This window comes from Qipengyuania marisflavi (genome assembly GCF_005884405.1).
Taxonomy (GTDB): Bacteria; Pseudomonadota; Alphaproteobacteria; order Sphingomonadales; family Sphingomonadaceae; genus Qipengyuania; species Qipengyuania marisflavi.
In genome coordinates this window covers 47,361-66,348 of record NZ_VCAO01000010.1, presented here as the reverse complement: position 1 = coordinate 66,348, position 18,988 = coordinate 47,361, and the positions used below count along the sequence as shown (strand labels likewise).

Genomic DNA, 18,988 nt, shown 5'->3' with positions numbered 1-18,988 from the left:
TGGACCGCCGGGAGATGGGGCGCTGGTTGAATAATCGAGCTGAGAAAAGCTACCTACCGTTCCGACGACGAGAGCCTGCAATGCTGCGATTTCGGCAAATGAAGTCGCTGCAGAAGTTCGCTTCGGTTCACGCCAACGTCCACAACCACTTCAACTCCCAGCGCCACCTCCTCGATAGACAGACTTACAAGACATCCCGCTCAGCCGCACTGGCTGAGTGGCAGAACCTCATGGGCTGAAACTTGGTAGGGCAGGAGAAACTCCGTCGAGCAGAGACAAGTTGCGATTAGACTGACAGCACCCGGAGCCAAGTTGCTCGTTATACGGTGAAGGCGGAGACGCTTTCGCCTCCAGTCCAGCTACAAGCATCACGGCCAAAGTCCTGTAATGTCGGGAGGATTTCGGCTCCCTCGTAGGGGGTAAAATCCATTAAAAACAACCGTTTATGTTTGGTGCGGTCGAGAAGACTCGAACTTCCACGGCCTTTCGGCCACAACGACCTCAACGTTGCGCGTCTACCAGTTCCGCCACGACCGCACACAGTCATTACGGGGCGCCAGAGCGCTCCCGCCGGTAGGAGCGCGCCACTAGCAGCGGTCTGTCAGGCCCGCAAGCACCTTTGTTTGCGCCCTGTGTCAGCGCCCGGCTGACAGGGCTTAGCGCGGGGCCCAGCCGATATCTGCGAAGACCGCCGATTTGGGCACATCGGTGACCGCCTCGTTGATGGTCATCGTCTCACCCGGGGTCAGCGTGCGCTGCTGCGGGGTGACGACCCAGCTGTATACCTGCCGCTCGCGCTGGTCGCGCAGCACAATCAGGATGCCGGGCACATTGCGGGTTTCGCGCGCCGTGTTGGTCACCAGAATGCGCGCGCCGAAAAACTCTGTGCCATTGGGCAGCGTGCGGCGTTCCTGATCGGCAACCGGGAATTCCAGCTTGAGATCGGGCTGGCTCGCCCCGAACAGCGGCTTGGCCATCGGCACCCAGGCGGGCATCCCCGCGTAATTGACGGCGGCCATCGTCCCCAGCGCCAGCAGTGCAAAGATCGCGGCAGCCCAAGACCAGAGTTTCACCAGATTGCGGCGCGGACGGAACGGCGGCGCATGGTCGAAGCGCGAGACATCGTCGGCCAGCTCAGGGCGGGGCGGCGGGGGCAGATCGTCCTGCACATCGCCATAGGGCGGATCGGTTTCGTCAAAATCGGGTCCGTCGCGCAAAACGGGCGGTGCCTCTTCGCGCGGATCATCCGCAAACATTGGCTTTGGTATCGGCGCGGCTTCGGACGGCGGCGGTGCCTTGGGCGCAGGCGGCGGCTGGCGCGACGGAGCGGGTGTTGCAGCGGGCGGGCTGGCAGGCTGCTGCGGCGGCATGGGCACCGCTTCACTGGCGGCAATCGCCTCGACACCAGGGCCATCCTGGAACCAGCTGTGCTTGCATTTGGCACAGCGAACCGTGCGCCCCTCGATACCGATGGCGCTGTCGGGGACAACGTAGCGCGTCTGGCAGGCGGGGCAGGCAATGATCATTGTAACAAAGGGCCTTAGGGGGCGCGACGAATCACGACAAGCTATCCACCTGTTGGAGAAAGCAATCGACGGCTTTTTTCCACATCGAAGGCGCGTTATAGCCCACAATGACAATGGCGGGCCCGATCATACCCTTGCGCGATACGGTCGCGGTGCGATGAACGCGCCCGAAACGGAGATTGTCCAGTTCGATAATGTCGGGCTGCGGTACGGCACTGATCGCGAAGTGCTGTCCAATGTGTCGTTCACGCTGTTTTCCGGGCGGTTCTATTTCCTCACCGGGGCCAGCGGCGCGGGTAAGACCTCGCTGCTGAAACTGCTGTATCTGGCGCAGCGCCCGTCGCGCGGCGCGATCCGCATGTTTGGCAGTGATGTGATCACTTTGCCGCGCGAACGCTTGCCCGCATATCGCCGCCGCATGGGAGTGGTGTTTCAGGATTTCCGGCTGGTGGAGCATATGTCCACCTTCGAGAATGTCGCGCTGCCGCTGCGGGTTGCTGGTGTTCGTGAGGCGGACCTTGATGGCCCGGTGCGCGATATGCTCGACTGGGTGGGCCTGTCGCACCGCGCCGATGCACGCCCTGCCACGTTGTCAGGCGGGGAGCAGCAGCGGGTGGCCATCGCGCGTGCAGTGATCGGGCGGCCCGATATGCTGGTGGCGGACGAGCCGACGGGTAATGTCGATCCTGAAATGGCGCTCAAACTGTTGCGATTGTTCGAGGCGCTCAATCGGCTGGGGACCACGGTGGTGGTGGCCACGCATGACGTCCATCTGCTGCGCAAGGTGCCGGAATCGCTGATCATGCGGCTCGACAAGGGGACGCTGGCCGATCCCACCGGCGCGCTGCGCTATCCGCCGCGCCGGGTTGCTGCCGGGCCGACCGACCGGTGAAGAAACCGCCTGCCCTGGCCCGCGCAGTGGAACGCGGACTGGCCCCGCTGCGGGGGCGCCGTGCGGCACAATTGCTGCCGCGTGCACGGCTTGGCGGGCCAATGCCCTGGGTGATTGCCATCATGGTCGCGCTGACCGTGGTGGCGGCGGGAGGCGGGCTGGCGCTGGACAATCTGGCCGACCGCGCGCGCGGCGATCTGGCGGGCGGCGTGACTGTGCAGATTGTCGAGGCTGATCCGGCGGACCGTTCTGAGCAAACGCGTGCGGCGGCGGAAATTCTTGGCGGCGATGGTGCGGTCGCGAAAATGCGGATCGTCCCGCAATCCGAAGTGGCGGCGCTGGTCGAGCCATGGCTGGGCGGCGGCGCTGAGATGGAGGCGGTCCCGCTGCCCGCGCTGATCGATCTGACACTCACTGGCGATGCTGACCCGGCGACACTGGGCCGGCTGCGTGACCGGCTGGCAGAGGCCGCGCCCGATGCCCGGCTCGATGCGCAATCGGACTGGCTGGCCCCGGTGCTGTCAGCGGTGTCGGCACTGCGCTGGATGGCATGGGGCCTGATCGCGCTGCTCGCCGCGACCAGTGCGGCGGCAGTGTGGCTGGCGGCGCGCAATGCGCTGGGTGCAAATCGCGATACGATCGAGATCGTACATCTGCTGGGCGGCAATGATGACCAGATTGCGTGCATTTTCCAGCGCTCGATCTTGCTCGATGCGGCAGCGGGCGGGGCGCTGGGCCTGCTGGCTGGCGGCGCGGCGGTGCTGGTATTGGGCGCGCAGTTTGCCTTGCTCGATTCCGGGCTGGTGCAGGGCGGCGGGCTGGGCAGTGGGGACTGGATCATTCTGGGCTCGATCCCCCTTTTCGCCTTGGTGATTGCCGTCTACACGGCGCGCATGACTGTCCTTGCCTCGCTCAAGAAAATGCTGTGATCCTGCGGTTCTTCGCCACTGTCGTGATGATTTACGCGCTGGGTTTTCTTGCCTTTGCAGTCGCTTTGCCGCGCCCCACGTCCAACACCCCAACCGATGCGGTGATCGTGCTGACGGGCGGCCCCGGCCGGATCGCGCGCGGGGTTGAGGTGGTCGAGAAGGGGCTGGCAAAAGAGATGTTTGTTTCTGGCGTAGATCCTGAGGTCAAGCCGCAGGAATTCGCCGCTGAATTCAATGTCTCGCCGCGGCTGATGCAATGCTGTGTGACGCTCGGCTATCTGGCCGTCGATACGCGCAGCAATGCGGGCGAAGTGGCGCAGTGGCTGGAGGAGCATGATTTTTCCAGTGTACGGCTGGTAACCACCGATTGGCACATGGCACGTGCAGGTTCGGAATTTAGCGAAGCGCTGCCCGAAAATCTGCAGGTGGTGAAGGATGCTGTGCGCTCCCAGCCGGAGTTGAAGACGCTGTTTCTGGAATATAACAAGCTGATTGCGGCAGCCATTTCGCAAGGGTTGCCCGGATAGCCCGCCATGCTGTTGCTCCGCAATATTGCCTTTTATCTGGTGTTTTACATCGGCTCTGTGTTCGTTGTTTCGGCGGCTTTGGCGTCCCGTCCGCTTGGGGTTGAGGTGTTTCGCCGCAAGGTGCGTGACTGGAGCGCGTGGCAGCGTTGGTGCGTGGTCAACATTCTGGGCATCGAAGTGGTGTTGGATGGCGCACCTTCAGACGAGCCGGTGCTGTATGCGATGAAGCACGAAAGCTTCTTCGAGGCGATCGATGCGCCGCGGCTGTTTGATTGTCCTAGTGTCTTTGCGAAACAGGAATTGTTTGCGATCCCGCTGTGGGGCCGCGCGGCGGCGGCTTACGGGCTGGTGCCGGTGGCGCGCGAAAAGGGCGCGCGGTCGCTGATGGCGATGATCCGCTCGGCCAAGGCGCTGTCGCAGGATGGCCGCCCGCTGGTGATTTTTCCCGAAGGCACGCGGGTCCCGCATGGTGAGCGGCGCCCGTTACAGGCCGGATTTGCGGGCCTGTACAAGATGCTGGGCCTGCCCGTGGTGCCGGTTTCGGTGAACAGCGGGCCGCTCTATCACCGCGTGCTCAAGCGCAAGGGGCGCATAACTTACCGCTTTGGCAAGCCAATCCCGCCCGGCCTGAAGCGCGATGAGGTCGAAGCGCGTGTGATGGAAGCGATCAACAGCCTTAACGACTGACGCGTTCGGCCTGATCCTTCAGTACTGCGGCGATATCGTCCATATGTTCGGCAGTGCCGATGGTGATGCGCAGCGCGTCGGGCAGGCCCTGTCCGGGCAGATGGCGCACCGCATAACCAGCCTCTGCCAGCGCGGCGAGCGCGCTTGCCGCATCCAGCGCGCCGGCAAACAGCACCAGCACGAAATTGGCTTGGCTGGGCACTGCTCGCATCCCGTGATTGCCCAGCGCCGCAATCGCTGCGGTGAAGCGCGCGCGTTCGGTGTTGTTGGCATCACGAGAGCCGGTGACGAACGCCTGATCTTCCAGCGCCGCGACCCCCGCCCGCTGACCGATAGCGGTGACATTGAACGGACCGCGCAGCCGGTTGAGTGCATCGACCAGCCCCGGCGCTCCGGTGGCCCAGCCGATCCGTTCCGCCGCCAGCCCATAGGCCTTGGAGAACGTGCGCGTGATCAGCACATTGTCGTGCTGCGCCGCCAGCTCCAGCGCGCCGTCGCCTTCGCCATCCGCGACATATTCGGCATAGGCCTGATCGACCACCAGCAGCACATTGCCGGGCAATCCGGCGTGCAACCGTGCCAGTTCTTCACGGCCCAGATATGTCCCCGCCGGATTGTTCGGATTGTCGAGCATTACGGCTCTGGTCCGCTCTGTCACGCAGGCCAGCAATTGGTCCACGCTGGCAACGAAATCATCGTCTTCGGCAGCCACGATAGTTGCGCCGACGCGGTGCGCCAGCAGCGGATAGAGTGAGAACGAGAATTGCGAAAACACCACCTCGTCACCCACGCCGCAATAGGCCTGAACCGCGCATTCCAGCAGCTCGCCCGAGCCGGAACCACAGACGATCCGCGCCGGGTCGATGCCGTGCAAGGCGCCGATGGCCGCGCGCAGCGCAGTGGCATCGGGGTCAGGATAGCGCGCGGGATCACCGGTTTCGGCCAGCGCCGCGCGCGCCTGCGCACTGCACCCAAGCGGGTTTTCATTCGCCGACAGCTTGATCAGCGCCCGCCCGCCTGCGCCGGTCGACTTGCCGGGCACATAAGCGTGGATCGCTGCGATCCATGGTTTCAGTTCAGGTTTCTCAGTCATCGCGGCTTTGTCGCATGAAAGAAAAAGGGCGCTTCGACAAGCGTGTGCAGAGCGGTTAGATGCACCCGCCATGTCCGCCGATGTCACCCGCCTTGCCTTGCCCGACCCCCTGCCGCTCGATGGCGGGGGCGTGCTGGATCAGGTCGTGATCGCTTACCAGACCTATGGCGAACTGGCCGCTGACGGCAGTAATGCGATCCTTCTGTGTCATGCGCTGAGCGGTGACCAGCACGTCGCCAGCCTGCATCCGGTGACTGGCCGACCCGGCTGGTGGAGCCGGATGGTCGGCCCCGGCAAACCAATCGATACCGATCGCTTCCACGTCGTCTGCGCCAATGTCATCGGCAGCTGCATGGGCTCGACCGGCCCGGCCAGCGCGGCGGAAGATGGCGCACCTTTTGCGATGCGCTTCCCGGTCATCACCATCCGCGACATGGTCCGCGCGCATATCGCATTGCTTGATGCGCTGGGGATCGAGCGGCTGCATGCCGTGGTGGGCGGATCGATGGGCGGGATGCAGGCGCTCAGCCTCGCCGCCAATTGGCCCGAGCGGGCAGGCCGCGTGCTGGCCATTGCCACCAGCAGCCGCCATTCGGCGCAGAACATCGCATTCCACGAGCTGGGGCGGCAGGCGATCATGGCCGATCCGGCGTGGTCCGGCGGCGATTATTACAGCGCCCAGATCCAGCCTGCCGCCGGTCTGGCGGTGGCGCGGATGGCGGCGCATATCACCTATCTTTCCGAAGCCGCGCTGACCGGGAAATTCGGCCGCAATTTGCAGGATCGGGAGGCGAAGAGTTTCGGCTTCGACGCCGATTTCCAGGTCGAAAGCTATCTGCGCCATCAGGGCAGCGGCTTCACCCGCCGGTTCGACGCCAACAGCTATCTCTACATTACCCGCGCGATGGATTATTTCGATCTGGCGGAGGAGCATGGCGGCCTGCTCGCCAATGCCTTTGCGCAGACCGGCGCGCGCTTCTGCCTCGTCAGCTTTGACAGCGACTGGCTCTATCCCACAGCCGAAAGCCGCCATCTGGTGCACGCGCTCAACGCCTCGGGCGCGCCAGTCAGCTTTGTCGAACTGTCCGCGCCGCATGGCCATGACAGTTTCCTGCTCGACGTGCCCGCGCTCGACCGGGTGGTAAAGGGGTTCCTCGATGGCTGACTTGCGCCCCGATCTGGCGGTGATTGCCGATCATATCCGCCCGCACAGCCGTGTGCTGGATATCGGCTGCGGTGACGGCGCGCTGCTGGCCGCGCTGCGCGATGGCAAGCAGGTGGATGCGCGCGGAATGGAGATCGACGGCGGCTGCGTCGAACGCTGCGTAGCGCAGGGACTGTCGGTGGTGCAGGGTGATGCGGGCCGCGATCTGGCGGAGTATCCCGGTGCCTCCTTCGATTATGCCGTGCTGAGCCAGACCTTGCAGACCGCTTCGCGTCCTGACCGGATGCTGACGGAATTGCTGCGCGTGGGCCGCCGCGCCTTCGTCAGCTTTCCCAATTTCGCCTATTGGCGGATGCGAAGTTCGCTGCTGCTGGCGGGACGGATGCCGGTCACGCGCGCGCTGCCGGTGAGCTGGTACGAAACGCAGAATATCCACCACATGACAGTGAAGGATTTCGAACAGCTGGCGTCCGATCTGGACGTGCGGCTTGAGCGGCGATGGTTTTTCACCCGCGAGCGTCCGATTCGCCCCGCGGCAGCCAACTGGCGCGCCGAGTCTGCGCTTTACGAACTGCAACGCGGCTAAGCCTGTTCCGAGAGCAGGGGGGGTGGACCACATACCGGGGGGTTTTAAAAAATAATGCTTCTTCCGAAAGTGTTTTCTTATCAGCAGGGTAGGGTAATATTCCGGTTAGCAGGTGTAACCTTTCAGATTTCCTGCGCCGCGAGACTGTGCGGCGGCTATTTGCCGACAATGGGAAAGAGCAGAGCGCGAAGGATAGCGGCACGTAGCCCTGTAGGAAAACGGTTCCGCCTGCCCGGCTAATCCCGCCGGCCGGCCTTGACGAGCGCATAGCCGACGGCCGCGCTGGCGGCTGCGGCCACGGTGAAGCCCGCCGCCGCGCCCCAGCGTGCCCCCTGCGCTCCGCCCAGCAAACCGCCCGCAACCAGGCCGAGCAAGGGCAGCACGATCAGGCCAAAGCATCCGGCTGCGATCACGCGGTCATTATCGCGGGGCCGTGGTGCCCGGCTGCTTCAATCCAGCCGGCCGGCGTGCCATGCGACATGATCGGCCATGAAGGTCGAGACGAAATAATAGGAATGATCGTAGCCTTCCTGCAGGCGGATGCTAGCGTCAATCCCGGCGGCCTCACAGGCTTCTGCCAGGCGGTGAGGGCGCAGCTGCCCGGTCAGGAAATCATCCGCCATGCCCTGATCAACCAGCAATGCGGGCACGCGTGCGCCGTCTTCGATCAGCGCGACCGCGTCATATTCGCGCCACGCGGAACGGTCATCGCCAAGATAGGCAGAGAACGCCTTTTCGCCCCACGGCACCTCGCCCGGGGCGACGATCGGGGCGAAGGCGCTGACCGACCGGTATCGGCCCGGATTGCGCAGCGCCGTGATCAGCGCGCCGTGGCCGCCCATCGAATGGCCGGTGATGCTCTGCCGGTCCATGTCGACCGCGAACTGCTCGGCAATCAATGCCGGCAATTCGTCCTCGATATAGCTGCGCATCCGGTAATGCTGCGCCCACGGCTGCTGCACCGCATCGACATAGAAGCCCGCGCCCGTGCCCAGATCATAGCTGTCGTTATCGGCAACATCCGCGCCGCGCGGACTGGTGTCGGGGGCAATGAAGACGATCCCGTGTTTCGCACAGGCGGCGCGGTATTCGCCCTTCTCGGTGACATTGGCGTGGGTGCAGGTAAGGCCCGAGAGATACCACAGCACCGGCAGCGTGGCGCCCGGCGGATGATCGGGGACGAAGACCGAAAAGGTCATCTCCGTCCCGGTCTCGGCGGAGGCATGGGAATAGACGCCCTGCGTGCCGCCAAAGGCGCGGTTTGTGGACAGCGTTTTCACAGGCTCAGCCCATGCGTTTCATGACGCAGATCTTGTTGCCTGCCGGATCGCGCAGATAGGCCAGATACATGCTGCCGATTTCGCTGCTGCGGATGCCCGGCGGATCTTCGATTGCAGTGCCGCCATTGGCCAGACCGGCTTCATGCCACGCCTGCCCCCTGCTCTTCGGAATCCACCGCGAAGCCGATGGTGCCGCCATTGGCGCAGGATGCGGGCTTGCCGTCGATCGGCTTGGTGACCAGAAAAATCCCGCCCTTGTTGAGATAGATCAGCCGTCCCTTGGGGTCGACCGACCCTTCGCGCCCGCCCAGCGCCTTGAAGGTGGCGTCGTAGAATTTCTTGGCGGCATCGATATCATCGGCGCCGAGCATGACATGGCTGAACATTCATTTTTCTCCGTTGGAGTGGCTTAGGGGGTTTGCGGCTTAGAAGACGACGACACTGCGGATGCTTTCGCCTGAATGCATCAGGTCGAAGCCCTTGTTAATCTCGTCGAGCTTGAGGACGTGGGTGATCATCGGGTCGATCTGGATTTTGCCATCCATATACCAGTCCACGATCTTGGGCACATCGGTGCGGCCCTTGGCTCCGCCAAATGCGGTGCCGCGCCAATTGCGGCCGGTGACCAGCTGGAACGGGCGGGTTTCGATAGTCTTGCCAGCTTCTGCCACGCCGATGATGATCGAGGTGCCCCAGCCCTTGTGACAGCATTCCAATGCCTGGCGCATGACATCGGTATTGCCGGTGCAATCGAAGCTGTAATCGGCCCCGCCGTCGAGCATTTCGACAATCGCGGCGACGACATCGGGGGTATCCCTGGGGTTGATGAAATCGGTCATTCCGAAATGTTCGCCCCAGGTCTTTTTGTCCTGATTGAGGTCCACGCCTACGATCCGGTCAGCGCCTGCCATCCGCGCGCCTTGCACCACGTTCAGGCCGATCCCGCCAAGGCCGAACACCACCACATTGTCGCCCGGCTTGACCTGCGCCGTATTGGTCACCGCGCCCACGCCGGTGGTGACGCCGCAACCGATGTAACAGGCGGTGTGAAACGGTGCGTCCTCACGGATCTTCGCCAATGCGATTTCAGGCAGGACGGTGAAGTTGGAAAAGGTCGAACAGCCCATATAATGGTGGATCGTCTGACCCTTGTAACTGAACCGGCTGGTCCCGTCCGGCATCACCCCCTTGCCCTGTGTTTCGCGGATCGCGCTGCACAGATTGGTCTTGCCGCTGAGGCACATTTTGCACTGGCGGCATTCGGGGGTGTACAGCGGGATGACATGATCGCCCGGCGTCACGCTGGTGACCCCTGCACCCACTTCGCGCACAATTCCGGCGCCCTCATGGCCCAGCACGCTGGGGAACAGCCCCTCGCTGTCCAGACCGTCCCGCGTATAGGCATCGGTGTGGCAAATGCCGGTGGCCATGATTTCGACCAGCACTTCGCCCGTTTTGGGGCCTTCGAGGTCAAGCTCGACGATTTCAAGCGGCTGCTTGGCTGCAAATGCGACTGCGGCGCGGGTCTTCATAAGCTTGGCATCTCCCTGATAGAGCGCCTGCGTAGGCGAGCGCGCACAGCGCCGCAAGTTCGTCGCTTGCGGTTAAGGCAGGGCGATATACAGAAGCGGGATGACCATGCTTCTTGCCCTCTCGCTGCTCGCCGTTCAGGCCGATGCGCCCGCTCCGCCGCCCGCCGTCACGATGGCGCCGGCACCCTTGCCGATCCAGCAGCAAACCGCGCTGCGCTGTTCGGTCGCGATTGCGATGGCTGCGGAACGGCAGCGTATGGGAAACGGGGCAGACCCCAGCTGGCCCGATCTGCGCGAACGCGGGCGCGAGTTTTTTGTCCAGTCGCTGGCCAAGCTGATGGATGAAACCGGCATGACCCGTGAAGGGCTGGCGCTGCAGGCTGGGCCGGTGGTGGCGGAATTGCAGCAGCCGGGAAAACTGGCCGAAATCATTCCCGCCTGTCTGATGATGCTCGACGCTTCGGGGCTGTAACAGGCCGTTCAGGCAAGTTTCAGGACGGGCTGACTATACAGCTGGCATCGCAGAACTTTTGGGAAATTCCATGCGCAAGCTGATCTTACCTGTCGCCGTCATCACTGCCGCCTTTGCCATGCCTGCCTATGCGCAGGATCAGGGCGCGCAGGATACCGATGCTCAGGCGCCGATGCAGGCTGACGAAACTGCGCCGCTGACCGAAATGGCGCGGCAGATGACCGATCCTGCGCGCCAACAGCAGATGGCGCTGATGGTCCGTGCTTTGTCCGAAGTGCTGCTTGATATGCCGCTCGCCCCGATGATGGAAGCAGTGGCGGAAATGGCGGGCGAGGATCCCGAAGCTGTTGATCCCGACGCCACGCTGCGCACCATGTCGCCCGAGGCAGAGCAGGTGCCCGAACAGATCGAACGCAATGTCCCGCGCGCCATGCAGGCGATGGGCGGGATGGCCGAAGGGTTCGAAGCGATGCTTCCCGCCTTGAAGGAAATGGCCAAGCGGCTGGAAGAAACCATGCCCGCAATGCGCGCCGATCCGTCCGACTGACACAAAATCGTCTGACATCTTCGCACCGCGCGGTTTACGCCGCGCCGCCTGTAAGGCATGAGCGCGCTTCATGTGGCAGCTCCACCAATTTCCCCTGTGCCCTTTCAGCCGCAAGCTGCGCCTGCAGATGGGCGAGAAGTCGGTCGCTTACGAGCTGATCCGCGAAAACCCGTGGGAGGGTAATGATGCCTTCCTGCAGCTGAACCCGGCGGGCCGCACCCCGGTGCTGCACGATCCGGGCCGCCGCGTGGCGCTGTGTGACAGTCAGGCGATCTGCGAGTTTCTGGAAGAGACGGTCGAGCGCAATCCGCTGCTGGGCGGCTCAGCAGTGGCGCGCGCCGAAGTCCGCCGCCTGATCGCGCTGTTCGACGAGAATTTCTACACCGATGTGACTCAGCCGCTGCTGCATGAACGCATGAAAAAGCGGCTGTTCCTGCGCCAGCCGCCCGATTCGCGGGTGCTGCGCGACACAATGCGGATGGCGCATGGCCATCTCGATTATATCGACTGGCTGGTCGACACCCGGCCCTGGATCGGCGGGGCGACACTCAGCCTGGCGGATCTGGCCTGCGCGGCGCAAATTTCAGTGGCCGATTATCTGGGCGGGATCGACTGGAAAGGTCACGAACAGGCGCGCGGCTGGTATGCGGTGATGAAAAGCCGCCCCAGCTTCCGCCCTTTGCTCAGCGAGAAGATGGAAGGCCTGCCGCCGCCGCCGCATTATGCCAAGGTGGACAGCTAGCGCGCTATTTCTGGCAGATCGGGCAGTACCAGCTGCTGCGCCCGCCCTGCACGATGCGCCGCACAACCCCGCCATCATCGCGGTGGCATGGCTCGCCCTCGCGCCCATAGACATCGAATCGCGTGGCGAAATAACCGAGATTACCGTCGGGCTGGGCAAAATCACGCAAGGTTGATCCGCCATCGCGGATCGACTGTTCCAGAACATCGCGGATCGCAGGCACTAGTCGGCGCAACTGGGGCAAGGTCACCTTGCCGCCAGCCCTGCGCGGGTTGATCCCGGCGCGCCACAGCGCCTCGCACACATATATATTGCCCAGCCCCGCGATCACCCGCTGATCAAGCAGCAGCTGCTTGATCGCGGGCACGCGGCCCTTGGTGGCGGCGCGCAGATGTTCGGCGGTCAGCAATTCGCCCAGCGGCTCCGGCCCCAGGGCGGCAAAGGCGGGCCATTGGTCCAGCTCGGGCGTCAGCAGCAGATCGACCGAGCCAAAGCGGCGCGGATCGTTCAGCGCAAAGCGGTGCCCGGCGGTTTCCAGCACCAGATGATCATGCTTGTCGTTATCCTCGGGGTCGATCCGCCAGCGCCCGCTCATGCCCAGATGGAATACCATTACGTGATCGCGGTCGGTATGGATCAGCCCGTATTTCGCGCGCCGCGACAGCCCTGAAACCCTCGCCCCGGTCAGCGCCTGCACCAGCCCGTCAGGGAAGGGTCGCCGCAAATCGGGGCGATTGAGCCGCACGCTGGTAATCCGCTCGCCCGTCATAAAACGGGCAAGGCCGCGGATGGTTGTTTCGACCTCGGGAAGTTCCGGCATGAAAAGGCCGGTATCAGTCTTTGCGCCCTCCCGAAACTCCCCTAAGGCGCTGCACCATGAGCGAAACAGTTTCCTTCGGGTATCAGGACATCGACGCGGCGGAAAAAGCCGGCCGTGTTGGCGAAATCTTTTCCAATGTCGCGGCCAAATACGACATCATGAATGATGCGATGTCTGGCGGGATGCACCGTTTGTGGAAAGACCGTTTCGTGCGGCGGGTCAAGCCGCAGCCGGGCGAAGCCATCCTCGACATGGCGGGCGGCACCGGGGACATCGCCTTTCGTATGGCCGCACACGGCGCCAGCGTGACGGTATCCGACATCAATCAGGAAATGCTCGACGTGGGCATTGAACGCGCGCTGGAGCGCGGGATCGACGGGCTGGTGTGGAGCCGCCAGAATGCCGAGGAGCTGAGCTATTCGCGCGGCACTTTCGACGCCTATACGATTGCCTTCGGCATCCGCAATGTAACGCATATCGCCAAGGCCTTGGCCGAGGCGCACCGCGTGCTGAACTATGGCGGGCGGTTTTACTGCCTGGAATTTTCGACCACCGAATGGCCGGGCTTCAAAGAAGCTTACGACCTCTATTCGCACAAGCTTGTGCCGCAGCTGGGCAAAGCGATTGCGGGCGATGAAGACAGCTATCGCTATCTGATCGAATCGATCCGCCGCTTCCCCGATATGCCCAGTTTCGAGGCGATGATCCGCGAGGCCGGTTTTGAAAACACGCGGGTCGAACCGATCATGGGCGGGCTGGTCGCGATCCACTCGGGGTGGAAGGTCTGACGTGACGCGCCCGATTACGCATATCTGGCGGCTCGGGAAATGGGCGCGCACTGCGGCGCGCCATGGGGCGCTGCGCGGGATTCAGCACGATCCCAACACCCCGCTGCCGGTCAAACGGCTGATCGGGTTTTTCAGTCTGGGCGCGCGCAAATCCAGCGAGCCCGATTATGCCGGCGCATTTCGCGATATCGGCCCCGCTGCGATCAAGCTGGGCCAGACATTGGCCACCCGGCCCGATATTGTGGGCGAAGATGCCGCGCGCAATCTGCTGACCCTGCAGGACAATTTGCCGCCAGTGGATTTCGCGCTGATCCGCCAGAGCATCGAATCCAGCTTTGACCAGCCGCTGGAAAGCCTGTTTTCCGAGATTGACCCGGTGCCGGTCGGCTCCGCCTCCATCGCGCAGGTCCACCGTGCTGTGACGACCGAGGGCCGCGAAGTTGCGATCAAGGTGCTGAGGCCCGGCATTCGCGAAAAATTCGCGCGCGACATCGCGACCTATGAATGGGCCGCCGCGCATGTCGAGGCGATGGGCGGCGAAGCCACGCGGCTGCGCCCGCGCCTGACGATTGCCAATTTCAAGCGCTGGACCTTGCGCGAACTGGACCTGCGGCGCGAGGCGGCGTCAGCCTCAGAACTGGCCGAGGCGATGGTGGGCACCGCCGGTTACTGCGTGCCCGATATCGACTGGGACCGCACCAATGGCCGGGTGATGACCATCGAATGGGTCGACGGGGTCAAGATCAGCAATGTGGACGCGTTGAAAGCCGCCGGGCACGATCTGCCCGCGCTGGCGCAGCGGCTGGTGCTGTCCTTCCTGAAACAGGCCATCGCCGCCGGGTATTTCCACGCCGATATGCACCAGGGCAATCTGTTCGTGCGCGCGGATGGCACCATCGTGGCGATTGATTTCGGGATCATGGGCCGCATCGACCGCCGCGCGCGCATGTGGCTGGCGGAAATTCTCTACGGCCTGACCACGGGCAATTACAAACGCGTCGCGGAAATTCACTTCGAAGCGCAATATGTGCCCAGCTATCACAATGTTGACGAGTTCGCGACGGCCCTGCGCGCGGTGGGTGAGCCGATGCGCGGCAAGCCGGTAAGCGAACTGTCGGTCGGGCAGATGCTTGACGGATTGTTTGCCATCACCCGCGATTTCGACATGCAGACCCAGCCGCATCTGCTGCTGCTGCAAAAGACGATGGTGATGGTCGAAGGCATCGCGACGCAGCTCGATCCGCAAATCAATATGTGGGACGTGTCCGCACCTTATGTGAAAAGCTGGATCCGTGACGAGTTGGGGCCCGAAGCGGCGATTGCCGACCGGATTCGTGAAGACACCGAAACGCTGATGCGGCTGCCGCAATTGATCCGCCGGATCGAAGACACCTATCCCGCCAAGGGCGGGGCGCCCGAACCGCCGCCGCTGCCCGACATCGAATTGATGTGGGACCGCAAGCTGCGCGAGCCGCGCCGCTGGCCGGGCTATCTGCTGGCTGCCGGGGCCGGTGCAGCACTCGTCTGGGGAGCGATGGCGCAGGGATGGATCGGCTGACATCAACAAATGCGGTGCCCGCATGGGACCGCTTTGCGCGCTGGCCGCCGCTGGCCGCGCGACTGGCGCTGGGCGCGCTGGCGCTGCTTTTGGTGCTTGCCGCGCTGACCCCGCTGTCAGCCAGCATGGATGGCACGGCCAGCGAAGTGCCCGAATTCAGCGTTGTGCCAGCGGATGATTCAACGCCCGCTGCCGTTCCCGAACGCGACGAAGACCTCGCCTTTTATGACCGCGTGATCGAGCGCGTTGCTGGCGGCGAGAACTATTACGACTTCGTGGTCGCGGAACAGCGCAGCCGCGATTATCCGGTGCGGCCGGGCATCGCCGTGCGCCTGCCGACGCTCGCTTACATTCACGCATGGCTGGGCAAGCCGGGCATGATTGCGCTGGCGGTGCTGCTGCTGGCGGCAACGATCTGGGCGTGGTGGCAGCGGCTGGGCGAGGAGCCGGGCGGGCAGCGGGTGCGGATTTTGGGCACTGCGCTGATGGCCATGGGCGGCGCGCTTGGGCTCAATCATTATTTTTTCGTGCTGCATGAACTGTGGGCAGGAATGCTGATTGCGCTGGCATTTGGCCTCCATCGTCCCGGTAAATGGCGTGCGGCATTGTTGGCCGCGGCATTGGCGCTGGCGATCCGCGAGCACGCGCTGCCCTTTGCGGGGTTGATGGGCGCAATGGCTGCGTGGCGGCGGGACTGGCGCGAGACTGCTGCTTGGGCGGCGCTGGTCGCAGTGTTCTTCGCGGCGATGGCTTGGCATCTGGCGCTGGTCGCCCCGCAGGTCTCGCCCGCCGATCCCGCCAGCCCGCCGTGGCTGGTACTGCGCGGACTGGGCGGCTGGCTGGGCAATGTCGTGCTGTCGTCGAATTTGCGCTTCCTGCCGCATGAAGTCGCAGGACCGATTGTGGTGTTGATGCTGGCGGGCTGGGCCGGCTGGCGGTCAAGCGCCGGGACCACCGGCACGCTGCTGTATGGCGGCTATGCGCTGGCCTTCATGCTGGCCGGGCGGGCCAACAATTACTACTGGGGCGCTGTGGTCGCACCGGCGATGTTTATCGGGCTGGCATTCGTGCCAATGGCGCTGCGGTCACTGTGGCGCAGTGCCTTCACACCCGCTGCGCAGAACCGCCCCACGCCCTGATCGCCAGCAGCATCACGATGATGTGCAGCGCCTCCACCGTCATCGGCAAATGCCAGCCATCGTAAGTGCCAACCGCCAGCAAATTCACCAGCCGCCCGGTAAAGGCGATGGCGAACAACATCAGCGCCGGGATCAGCACCGCGCCGCGGCGCTTCCACGCGCCCCATGCCATGAACACCGCCGCCACCACGAAAAACGCGGTCATATCGCCGCGCAGCGTCGAACTGCCATGCGTGCTGGCGACATCCAGCCCGAAATCCGCCCCGGCAGAAACAGGGTTAAGAAAGAAACCAATTCCTAACACCATATCCAGTATGGCGAGCAGAAGGATGATTGCGCTTAATATCAGGTGCATTCGCCTGTCCCGGTTATTCCTGTGGCCCCAGCCATAGGTTCCAATCGCGGTGCGGGCAAATTGTCGGTGCAAGTGTGCTGGCATTACATAACGGGGGGCGCTAGCAAGCGCTTTGATGAGACGATGGGATTGCATTCGCCGATCAGCACGGACCACCGTGCAGGAACAAGCCAGCGGCGGGACGGGCGCGTGAGCAGCCCGAAGATCCTGCTTGTCATCGGCGGCGGTATCGCTGCCTACAAATCATGCGAGCTGGTGCGTCTGATCCGCAAGGCCGGGGGCGAGGTTACTTGCGTCCTGACCGAGGGCGGACAGCAATTCGTCACTCCGATGACATTGGCCGCCTTGTCCGAGAACAAGGTCTATACCAGCCTGTTCGACCTGAAGGACGAGGTCGAGATGGGGCATATCCAGCTGTCGCGTCAGGCCGACCTTGTGGTGGTGTGCCCGGCAACCGCCGATTTGCTCGCAAAAATGGCGGCAGGCATCGCCGATGATCTGGCGACCACGCTGATTTTGGCGACTGACAAGCCGGTGATGACTGTGCCCGCCATGAATGTGCGGATGTGGGAAGCCCCGGCGACGCAGCGCAATGCCGACTGGCTGCGTCAGGCCGGCGTCAAGGTGATGGACCCTGATGAAGGCGCAATGGCCTGCGGCGAATATGGCGCTGGCCGCCTGCCCGAATCCGCCGCGATCCTGGCGGCCATCGCGCAGGAACTTGATCTCGACATCGACCTGCCCGAACTGGCCGCTCCCCCTGCGTCTCAGACACAGCAGGCCGCGCTGCCCGATCTGGCCAGCGAAGCGCTGGAGCCGGAGCCTGATTACGAGGAAGAGGAAGAAACCTCCAAATTCGGCCTCGGCAGCCTGCTATCCGCGATTATCCCGCGCAGCACCGCCAAACGCAGCCACGAAATCATCGAAGAAGAGCTCGAAGAAACACCCGAGATTGAAGAGCCCTTCGACGCGGAAAGCTTTGTCGAGGAAGTGGCGTTCAAGCCCGATATGGGCGGTCCGTTGCTGGCCAAGAAAGGCGGCGCTGCCTCTGCCCCGTCAATCGACCCGGAAGCTATCAATCACGAAGTTGCCAGACAGGATGGTCGCGCGCGCCCGCAGCCGATGGCTGATGACGGCGGTGCCGTGCTGGCCGCAGACCCGCTGGATGGGCAGGGTGCGTTCGACCAGAACCCCGAACACCGTCCGCTGTATGGCAAGCATGTGCTGGTTACTGCCGGTCCGACGCATGAACCGATCGATCCGGTGCGCTATATCGCCAACCGGTCGAGCGGGAAGCAGGGCTTTGCCATCGCCGCCGCCGCCGCCGCAGCGGGCGCGCGGGTGACGCTGGTCACCGGGCCGGTGCATCTGCCGACCCCGCCGGGCGTGGACCGCATCGACATCGAAACCGCAGACGATATGGCGACCGAAGTGCGCAATGCGCTGCCCGCCGATATCGCCTTTATGGTTGCCGCTGTGGCCGACTGGAAGAGCCGCCATATCGCTGGCGAAAAGATGAAGAAACGCGGCAGCGCGCCGCCCGCGCTGATCCTGGCAGAGAATCCCGATATTCTTGCCGCTGTGGCTGCGGGGCGGAAACGTCCGGCACTGCTGATCGGCTTTGCGGCGGAAACCGAAAATGTCATCGAAAACGCCAAATCCAAGCGCAAGCGCAAGGGTGCCGACTGGATCATTGCCAACAATGTTGCCGGGGCTGCTGGCGACAGCGTGATGGGCGGGGATCTCAACCAGATCCACATCATCACGTCCTCCGGCGTCGAAAGCCTGGCCGAAATGCCCAAGGAAGATGTCGCTTTCGCGCTAATCGAACGCGCGGCAGAGCTGATTAACGCACCGCCCGAGGACGAGCATGACTGACCCTGTCGGCGTGCGGATCAAGCGCCTGCCACATGGTGAGGGGCTGGATTTGCCCGCCTATGCCACGCACGGCGCCGCCGGAATGGATGTGGTCGCGGCAGAGGATGCCTTGCTCGCGCCGGGCCAGCGGCACGCGGTCGCAACCGGATTGGCGCTGGCGATCCCGCACGGTTACGAAGTGCAGGTCCGCCCGCGTTCAGGCCTCGCGCTCAAGCACGGCATCACGGTGCCCAACACGCCGGGCACCATCGACAGCGATTATCGCGGCGAGCTGAAAGTCATCCTGATCAACCACGGCGATGCCGATTTCGCCATCGCGCGCGGAGACCGGATCGCGCAGCTGGTGCTGGCGCCCGTGGTGCAGGCGGCATGGGAAGAAGTGGCCACGCTGGACGACACCGCCCGCGGCGCAGGCGGCTTCGGCTCGACCGGCGGTCACGCAAAGCTGGTCTGACCCCGCGCCCCCGAGGCC

22 protein-coding genes, 1 tRNA gene and 1 pseudogene are annotated in these 18,988 nt (G+C 63.7%); 15 read left to right on the top strand and 9 right to left on the bottom strand.

Annotated features, from left to right (window positions below; genetic code table 11):
* The coding region (locus FEV51_RS13260) for a DDE-type integrase/transposase/recombinase (protein WP_222927463.1) at positions 1-239 on the top strand (239 nt) is incomplete at its 5' end.
* 211 nt (positions 240-450) lie between these two features.
* Here FEV51_RS13260 and FEV51_RS12415 read toward each other — a convergent pair.
* Positions 451-537 (bottom strand) — tRNA-Leu (locus FEV51_RS12415).
* A 119-nt stretch (positions 538-656) separates the two neighbouring features.
* Positions 657-1,526 (bottom strand): MJ0042-type zinc finger domain-containing protein, encoded by an 870-nt coding sequence (locus FEV51_RS12410; protein ID WP_138619402.1) that lies wholly within the window; start codon positions 1,524-1,526, stop codon positions 657-659.
* Between the two features lie 157 nt (positions 1,527-1,683).
* Between FEV51_RS12410 and ftsE the strand changes: the two genes are divergently transcribed.
* Genes ftsE through FEV51_RS12390 form a run of 4 tightly spaced genes read left to right on the top strand, consistent with a single transcriptional unit; the run spans position 1,684 to position 4,561 of the window.
* Positions 1,684-2,418, top strand: coding sequence for a cell division ATP-binding protein FtsE (gene ftsE, locus FEV51_RS12405; protein ID WP_138619400.1), 735 nt, complete (start codon positions 1,684-1,686; stop codon positions 2,416-2,418).
* Entirely contained in the window at positions 2,415-3,347 is a 933-nt protein-coding gene (locus tag FEV51_RS12400) for a cell division protein FtsX (RefSeq protein ID WP_171033135.1), read from the top strand. Before ftsE ends, FEV51_RS12400 begins: the two co-directional genes overlap by 4 nt.
* Positions 3,344-3,874 (top strand): YdcF family protein, encoded by a 531-nt coding sequence (locus tag FEV51_RS12395; RefSeq protein ID WP_187695315.1) that lies wholly within the window; start codon positions 3,344-3,346, stop codon positions 3,872-3,874. The genes FEV51_RS12400 and FEV51_RS12395 overlap by 4 nt, the downstream gene beginning before the upstream one ends.
* Positions 3,875-3,880: 6 nt before the next feature.
* Positions 3,881-4,561: a lysophospholipid acyltransferase family protein gene (locus tag FEV51_RS12390; RefSeq protein ID WP_138619398.1), complete on the top strand. Its 681-nt coding sequence runs from the start codon at positions 3,881-3,883 to the stop codon at positions 4,559-4,561.
* Here the strand turns inward: FEV51_RS12390 and FEV51_RS12385 are convergent.
* Positions 4,551-5,654 carry a pyridoxal phosphate-dependent aminotransferase gene (locus tag FEV51_RS12385; protein ID WP_138619396.1) on the bottom strand — a complete coding sequence of 368 codons (1,104 nt, stop codon included), beginning with the start codon at positions 5,652-5,654 and terminating at the stop codon, positions 4,551-4,553. The two genes, FEV51_RS12390 and FEV51_RS12385, sit on opposite strands and share 11 nt — an antisense overlap.
* Positions 5,655-5,724: 70 nt before the next feature.
* On the opposite strand from FEV51_RS12385, the gene metX reads away from it, so the two are divergent.
* Positions 5,725-6,819 carry a homoserine O-acetyltransferase MetX gene (gene metX / locus FEV51_RS12380; RefSeq protein WP_138619394.1) on the top strand — a complete coding sequence of 365 codons (1,095 nt, stop codon included), beginning with the start codon at positions 5,725-5,727 and terminating at the stop codon, positions 6,817-6,819.
* Entirely contained in the window at positions 6,812-7,405 is a 594-nt protein-coding gene (gene metW, locus FEV51_RS12375) for a methionine biosynthesis protein MetW (protein WP_138619392.1), read from the top strand. The genes metX and metW overlap by 8 nt, the downstream gene beginning before the upstream one ends.
* A gap of 236 nt (positions 7,406-7,641) precedes the next feature.
* Here metW and FEV51_RS13200 read toward each other — a convergent pair whose 3' ends face one another.
* The 4 genes and pseudogenes from FEV51_RS13200 to FEV51_RS12360 form a co-directional block, all read right to left on the bottom strand.
* Complete coding sequence (locus tag FEV51_RS13200) at positions 7,642-7,818, bottom strand: hypothetical protein (RefSeq protein ID WP_171033134.1); 177 nt, start codon at positions 7,816-7,818, stop codon at positions 7,642-7,644.
* Positions 7,819-7,854: 36 nt separating this feature from the next.
* Positions 7,855-8,685 (bottom strand): S-formylglutathione hydrolase, encoded by an 831-nt coding sequence (gene fghA / locus FEV51_RS12370; protein ID WP_138619390.1) that lies wholly within the window; start codon positions 8,683-8,685, stop codon positions 7,855-7,857.
* Positions 8,686-8,689: 4 nt separating this feature from the next.
* Positions 8,690-9,071: pseudogene (locus FEV51_RS12365) on the bottom strand (VOC family protein).
* Positions 9,072-9,110: 39 nt separating this feature from the next.
* Positions 9,111-10,217 (bottom strand): S-(hydroxymethyl)glutathione dehydrogenase/class III alcohol dehydrogenase, encoded by a 1,107-nt coding sequence (locus FEV51_RS12360; RefSeq protein ID WP_138619388.1) that lies wholly within the window; start codon positions 10,215-10,217, stop codon positions 9,111-9,113.
* A 100-nt stretch (positions 10,218-10,317) separates the two neighbouring features.
* On the opposite strand from FEV51_RS12360, the gene FEV51_RS12355 reads away from it, so the two are divergent.
* The 3 genes from FEV51_RS12355 (at position 10,318) to FEV51_RS12345 (ending at position 11,978) form a co-directional block, all read left to right on the top strand.
* A complete protein-coding gene (locus tag FEV51_RS12355) occupies positions 10,318-10,689 on the top strand; it encodes a hypothetical protein (protein WP_138619386.1) in 372 nt (123 codons plus the stop codon).
* 70 nt (positions 10,690-10,759) lie between these two features.
* The gene (locus tag FEV51_RS12350) at positions 10,760-11,236 is read left to right on the top strand and encodes a hypothetical protein (RefSeq protein ID WP_138619384.1); all 477 of its coding nucleotides are present in this window, start codon (positions 10,760-10,762) and stop codon (positions 11,234-11,236) included.
* 70 nt (positions 11,237-11,306) lie between these two features.
* Entirely contained in the window at positions 11,307-11,978 is a 672-nt protein-coding gene (locus FEV51_RS12345) for a glutathione S-transferase family protein (protein WP_138619382.1), read from the top strand.
* A gap of 4 nt (positions 11,979-11,982) precedes the next feature.
* On the opposite strand, the gene mutM is transcribed toward FEV51_RS12345, so the two are convergent.
* Complete coding sequence (gene mutM / locus FEV51_RS12340) at positions 11,983-12,798, bottom strand: bifunctional DNA-formamidopyrimidine glycosylase/DNA-(apurinic or apyrimidinic site) lyase (RefSeq protein ID WP_138619380.1); 816 nt, start codon at positions 12,796-12,798, stop codon at positions 11,983-11,985.
* 56 nt (positions 12,799-12,854) lie between these two features.
* On the opposite strand from mutM, the gene FEV51_RS12335 reads away from it, so the two are divergent.
* From FEV51_RS12335 to FEV51_RS12325, 3 genes are read left to right on the top strand one after another with little or no spacing between them, the layout of a single operon-like run.
* Positions 12,855-13,586: a class I SAM-dependent methyltransferase gene (locus FEV51_RS12335; protein ID WP_138619378.1), complete on the top strand. Its 732-nt coding sequence runs from the start codon at positions 12,855-12,857 to the stop codon at positions 13,584-13,586.
* Position 13,587: 1 nt separating this feature from the next.
* Positions 13,588-15,144, top strand: coding sequence for a 2-polyprenylphenol 6-hydroxylase (gene ubiB / locus FEV51_RS12330; RefSeq protein ID WP_138619376.1), 1,557 nt, complete (start codon positions 13,588-13,590; stop codon positions 15,142-15,144).
* Positions 15,132-16,283 (top strand): hypothetical protein, encoded by a 1,152-nt coding sequence (locus FEV51_RS12325; RefSeq protein ID WP_246034562.1) that lies wholly within the window; start codon positions 15,132-15,134, stop codon positions 16,281-16,283. Before ubiB ends, FEV51_RS12325 begins: the two co-directional genes overlap by 13 nt.
* Here FEV51_RS12325 and FEV51_RS12320 read toward each other — a convergent pair.
* Positions 16,249-16,638 (bottom strand): hypothetical protein, encoded by a 390-nt coding sequence (locus tag FEV51_RS12320; protein WP_138619375.1) that lies wholly within the window; start codon positions 16,636-16,638, stop codon positions 16,249-16,251. The genes FEV51_RS12325 and FEV51_RS12320 overlap by 35 nt on opposite strands.
* 123 nt (positions 16,639-16,761) lie before the next feature.
* Between FEV51_RS12320 and FEV51_RS12315 the strand changes: the two genes are divergently transcribed.
* Together FEV51_RS12315 and dut are read left to right on the top strand one after the other, a co-directional pair.
* Positions 16,762-18,516, top strand: a complete 1,755-nt coding sequence (locus FEV51_RS12315) for a bifunctional phosphopantothenoylcysteine decarboxylase/phosphopantothenate synthase (RefSeq protein ID WP_138619373.1) — start codon at positions 16,762-16,764, stop codon at positions 18,514-18,516.
* Positions 18,509-18,970, top strand: coding sequence for a dUTP diphosphatase (gene dut, locus FEV51_RS12310; RefSeq protein WP_138619371.1), 462 nt, complete (start codon positions 18,509-18,511; stop codon positions 18,968-18,970). Before FEV51_RS12315 ends, dut begins: the two co-directional genes overlap by 8 nt.
* The last annotated feature ends 18 nt before the right edge of the window (positions 18,971-18,988 follow it).

Excerpts from the sequence above, each read along its gene's own strand:
- FEV51_RS12410 (WP_138619402.1), bottom strand. The coding sequence starts at position 1,526 with ATGATCATTGCCTGCCCCGCCTGCCAGACGCGCTACGTTGTCCCCGAC.
- ftsE (WP_138619400.1), top strand. The coding sequence starts at position 1,684 with ATGAACGCGCCCGAAACGGAGATTGTCCAGTTCGATAATGTCGGGCTG.
- FEV51_RS12390 (WP_138619398.1), top strand. The coding sequence starts at position 3,881 with ATGCTGTTGCTCCGCAATATTGCCTTTTATCTGGTGTTTTACATCGGC.
- FEV51_RS12385 (WP_138619396.1), bottom strand. The coding sequence starts at position 5,654 with ATGACTGAGAAACCTGAACTGAAACCATGGATCGCAGCGATCCACGCT.
- metX (WP_138619394.1), top strand. The coding sequence starts at position 5,725 with ATGTCCGCCGATGTCACCCGCCTTGCCTTGCCCGACCCCCTGCCGCTC.
- metW (WP_138619392.1), top strand. The coding sequence starts at position 6,812 with ATGGCTGACTTGCGCCCCGATCTGGCGGTGATTGCCGATCATATCCGC.
- FEV51_RS12360 (WP_138619388.1), bottom strand. The coding sequence starts at position 10,217 with ATGAAGACCCGCGCCGCAGTCGCATTTGCAGCCAAGCAGCCGCTTGAA.
- FEV51_RS12355 (WP_138619386.1), top strand. The coding sequence starts at position 10,318 with ATGACCATGCTTCTTGCCCTCTCGCTGCTCGCCGTTCAGGCCGATGCG.
- FEV51_RS12350 (WP_138619384.1), top strand. The coding sequence starts at position 10,760 with ATGCGCAAGCTGATCTTACCTGTCGCCGTCATCACTGCCGCCTTTGCC.
- FEV51_RS12345 (WP_138619382.1), top strand. The coding sequence starts at position 11,307 with ATGTGGCAGCTCCACCAATTTCCCCTGTGCCCTTTCAGCCGCAAGCTG.
- mutM (WP_138619380.1), bottom strand. The coding sequence starts at position 12,798 with ATGCCGGAACTTCCCGAGGTCGAAACAACCATCCGCGGCCTTGCCCGT.
- FEV51_RS12335 (WP_138619378.1), top strand. The coding sequence starts at position 12,855 with ATGAGCGAAACAGTTTCCTTCGGGTATCAGGACATCGACGCGGCGGAA.
- FEV51_RS12325 (WP_246034562.1), top strand. The coding sequence starts at position 15,132 with ATGGATCGGCTGACATCAACAAATGCGGTGCCCGCATGGGACCGCTTT.
- FEV51_RS12320 (WP_138619375.1), bottom strand. The coding sequence starts at position 16,638 with ATGCACCTGATATTAAGCGCAATCATCCTTCTGCTCGCCATACTGGAT.
- FEV51_RS12315 (WP_138619373.1), top strand. The coding sequence starts at position 16,762 with ATGGGATTGCATTCGCCGATCAGCACGGACCACCGTGCAGGAACAAGC.
- dut (WP_138619371.1), top strand. The coding sequence starts at position 18,509 with ATGACTGACCCTGTCGGCGTGCGGATCAAGCGCCTGCCACATGGTGAG.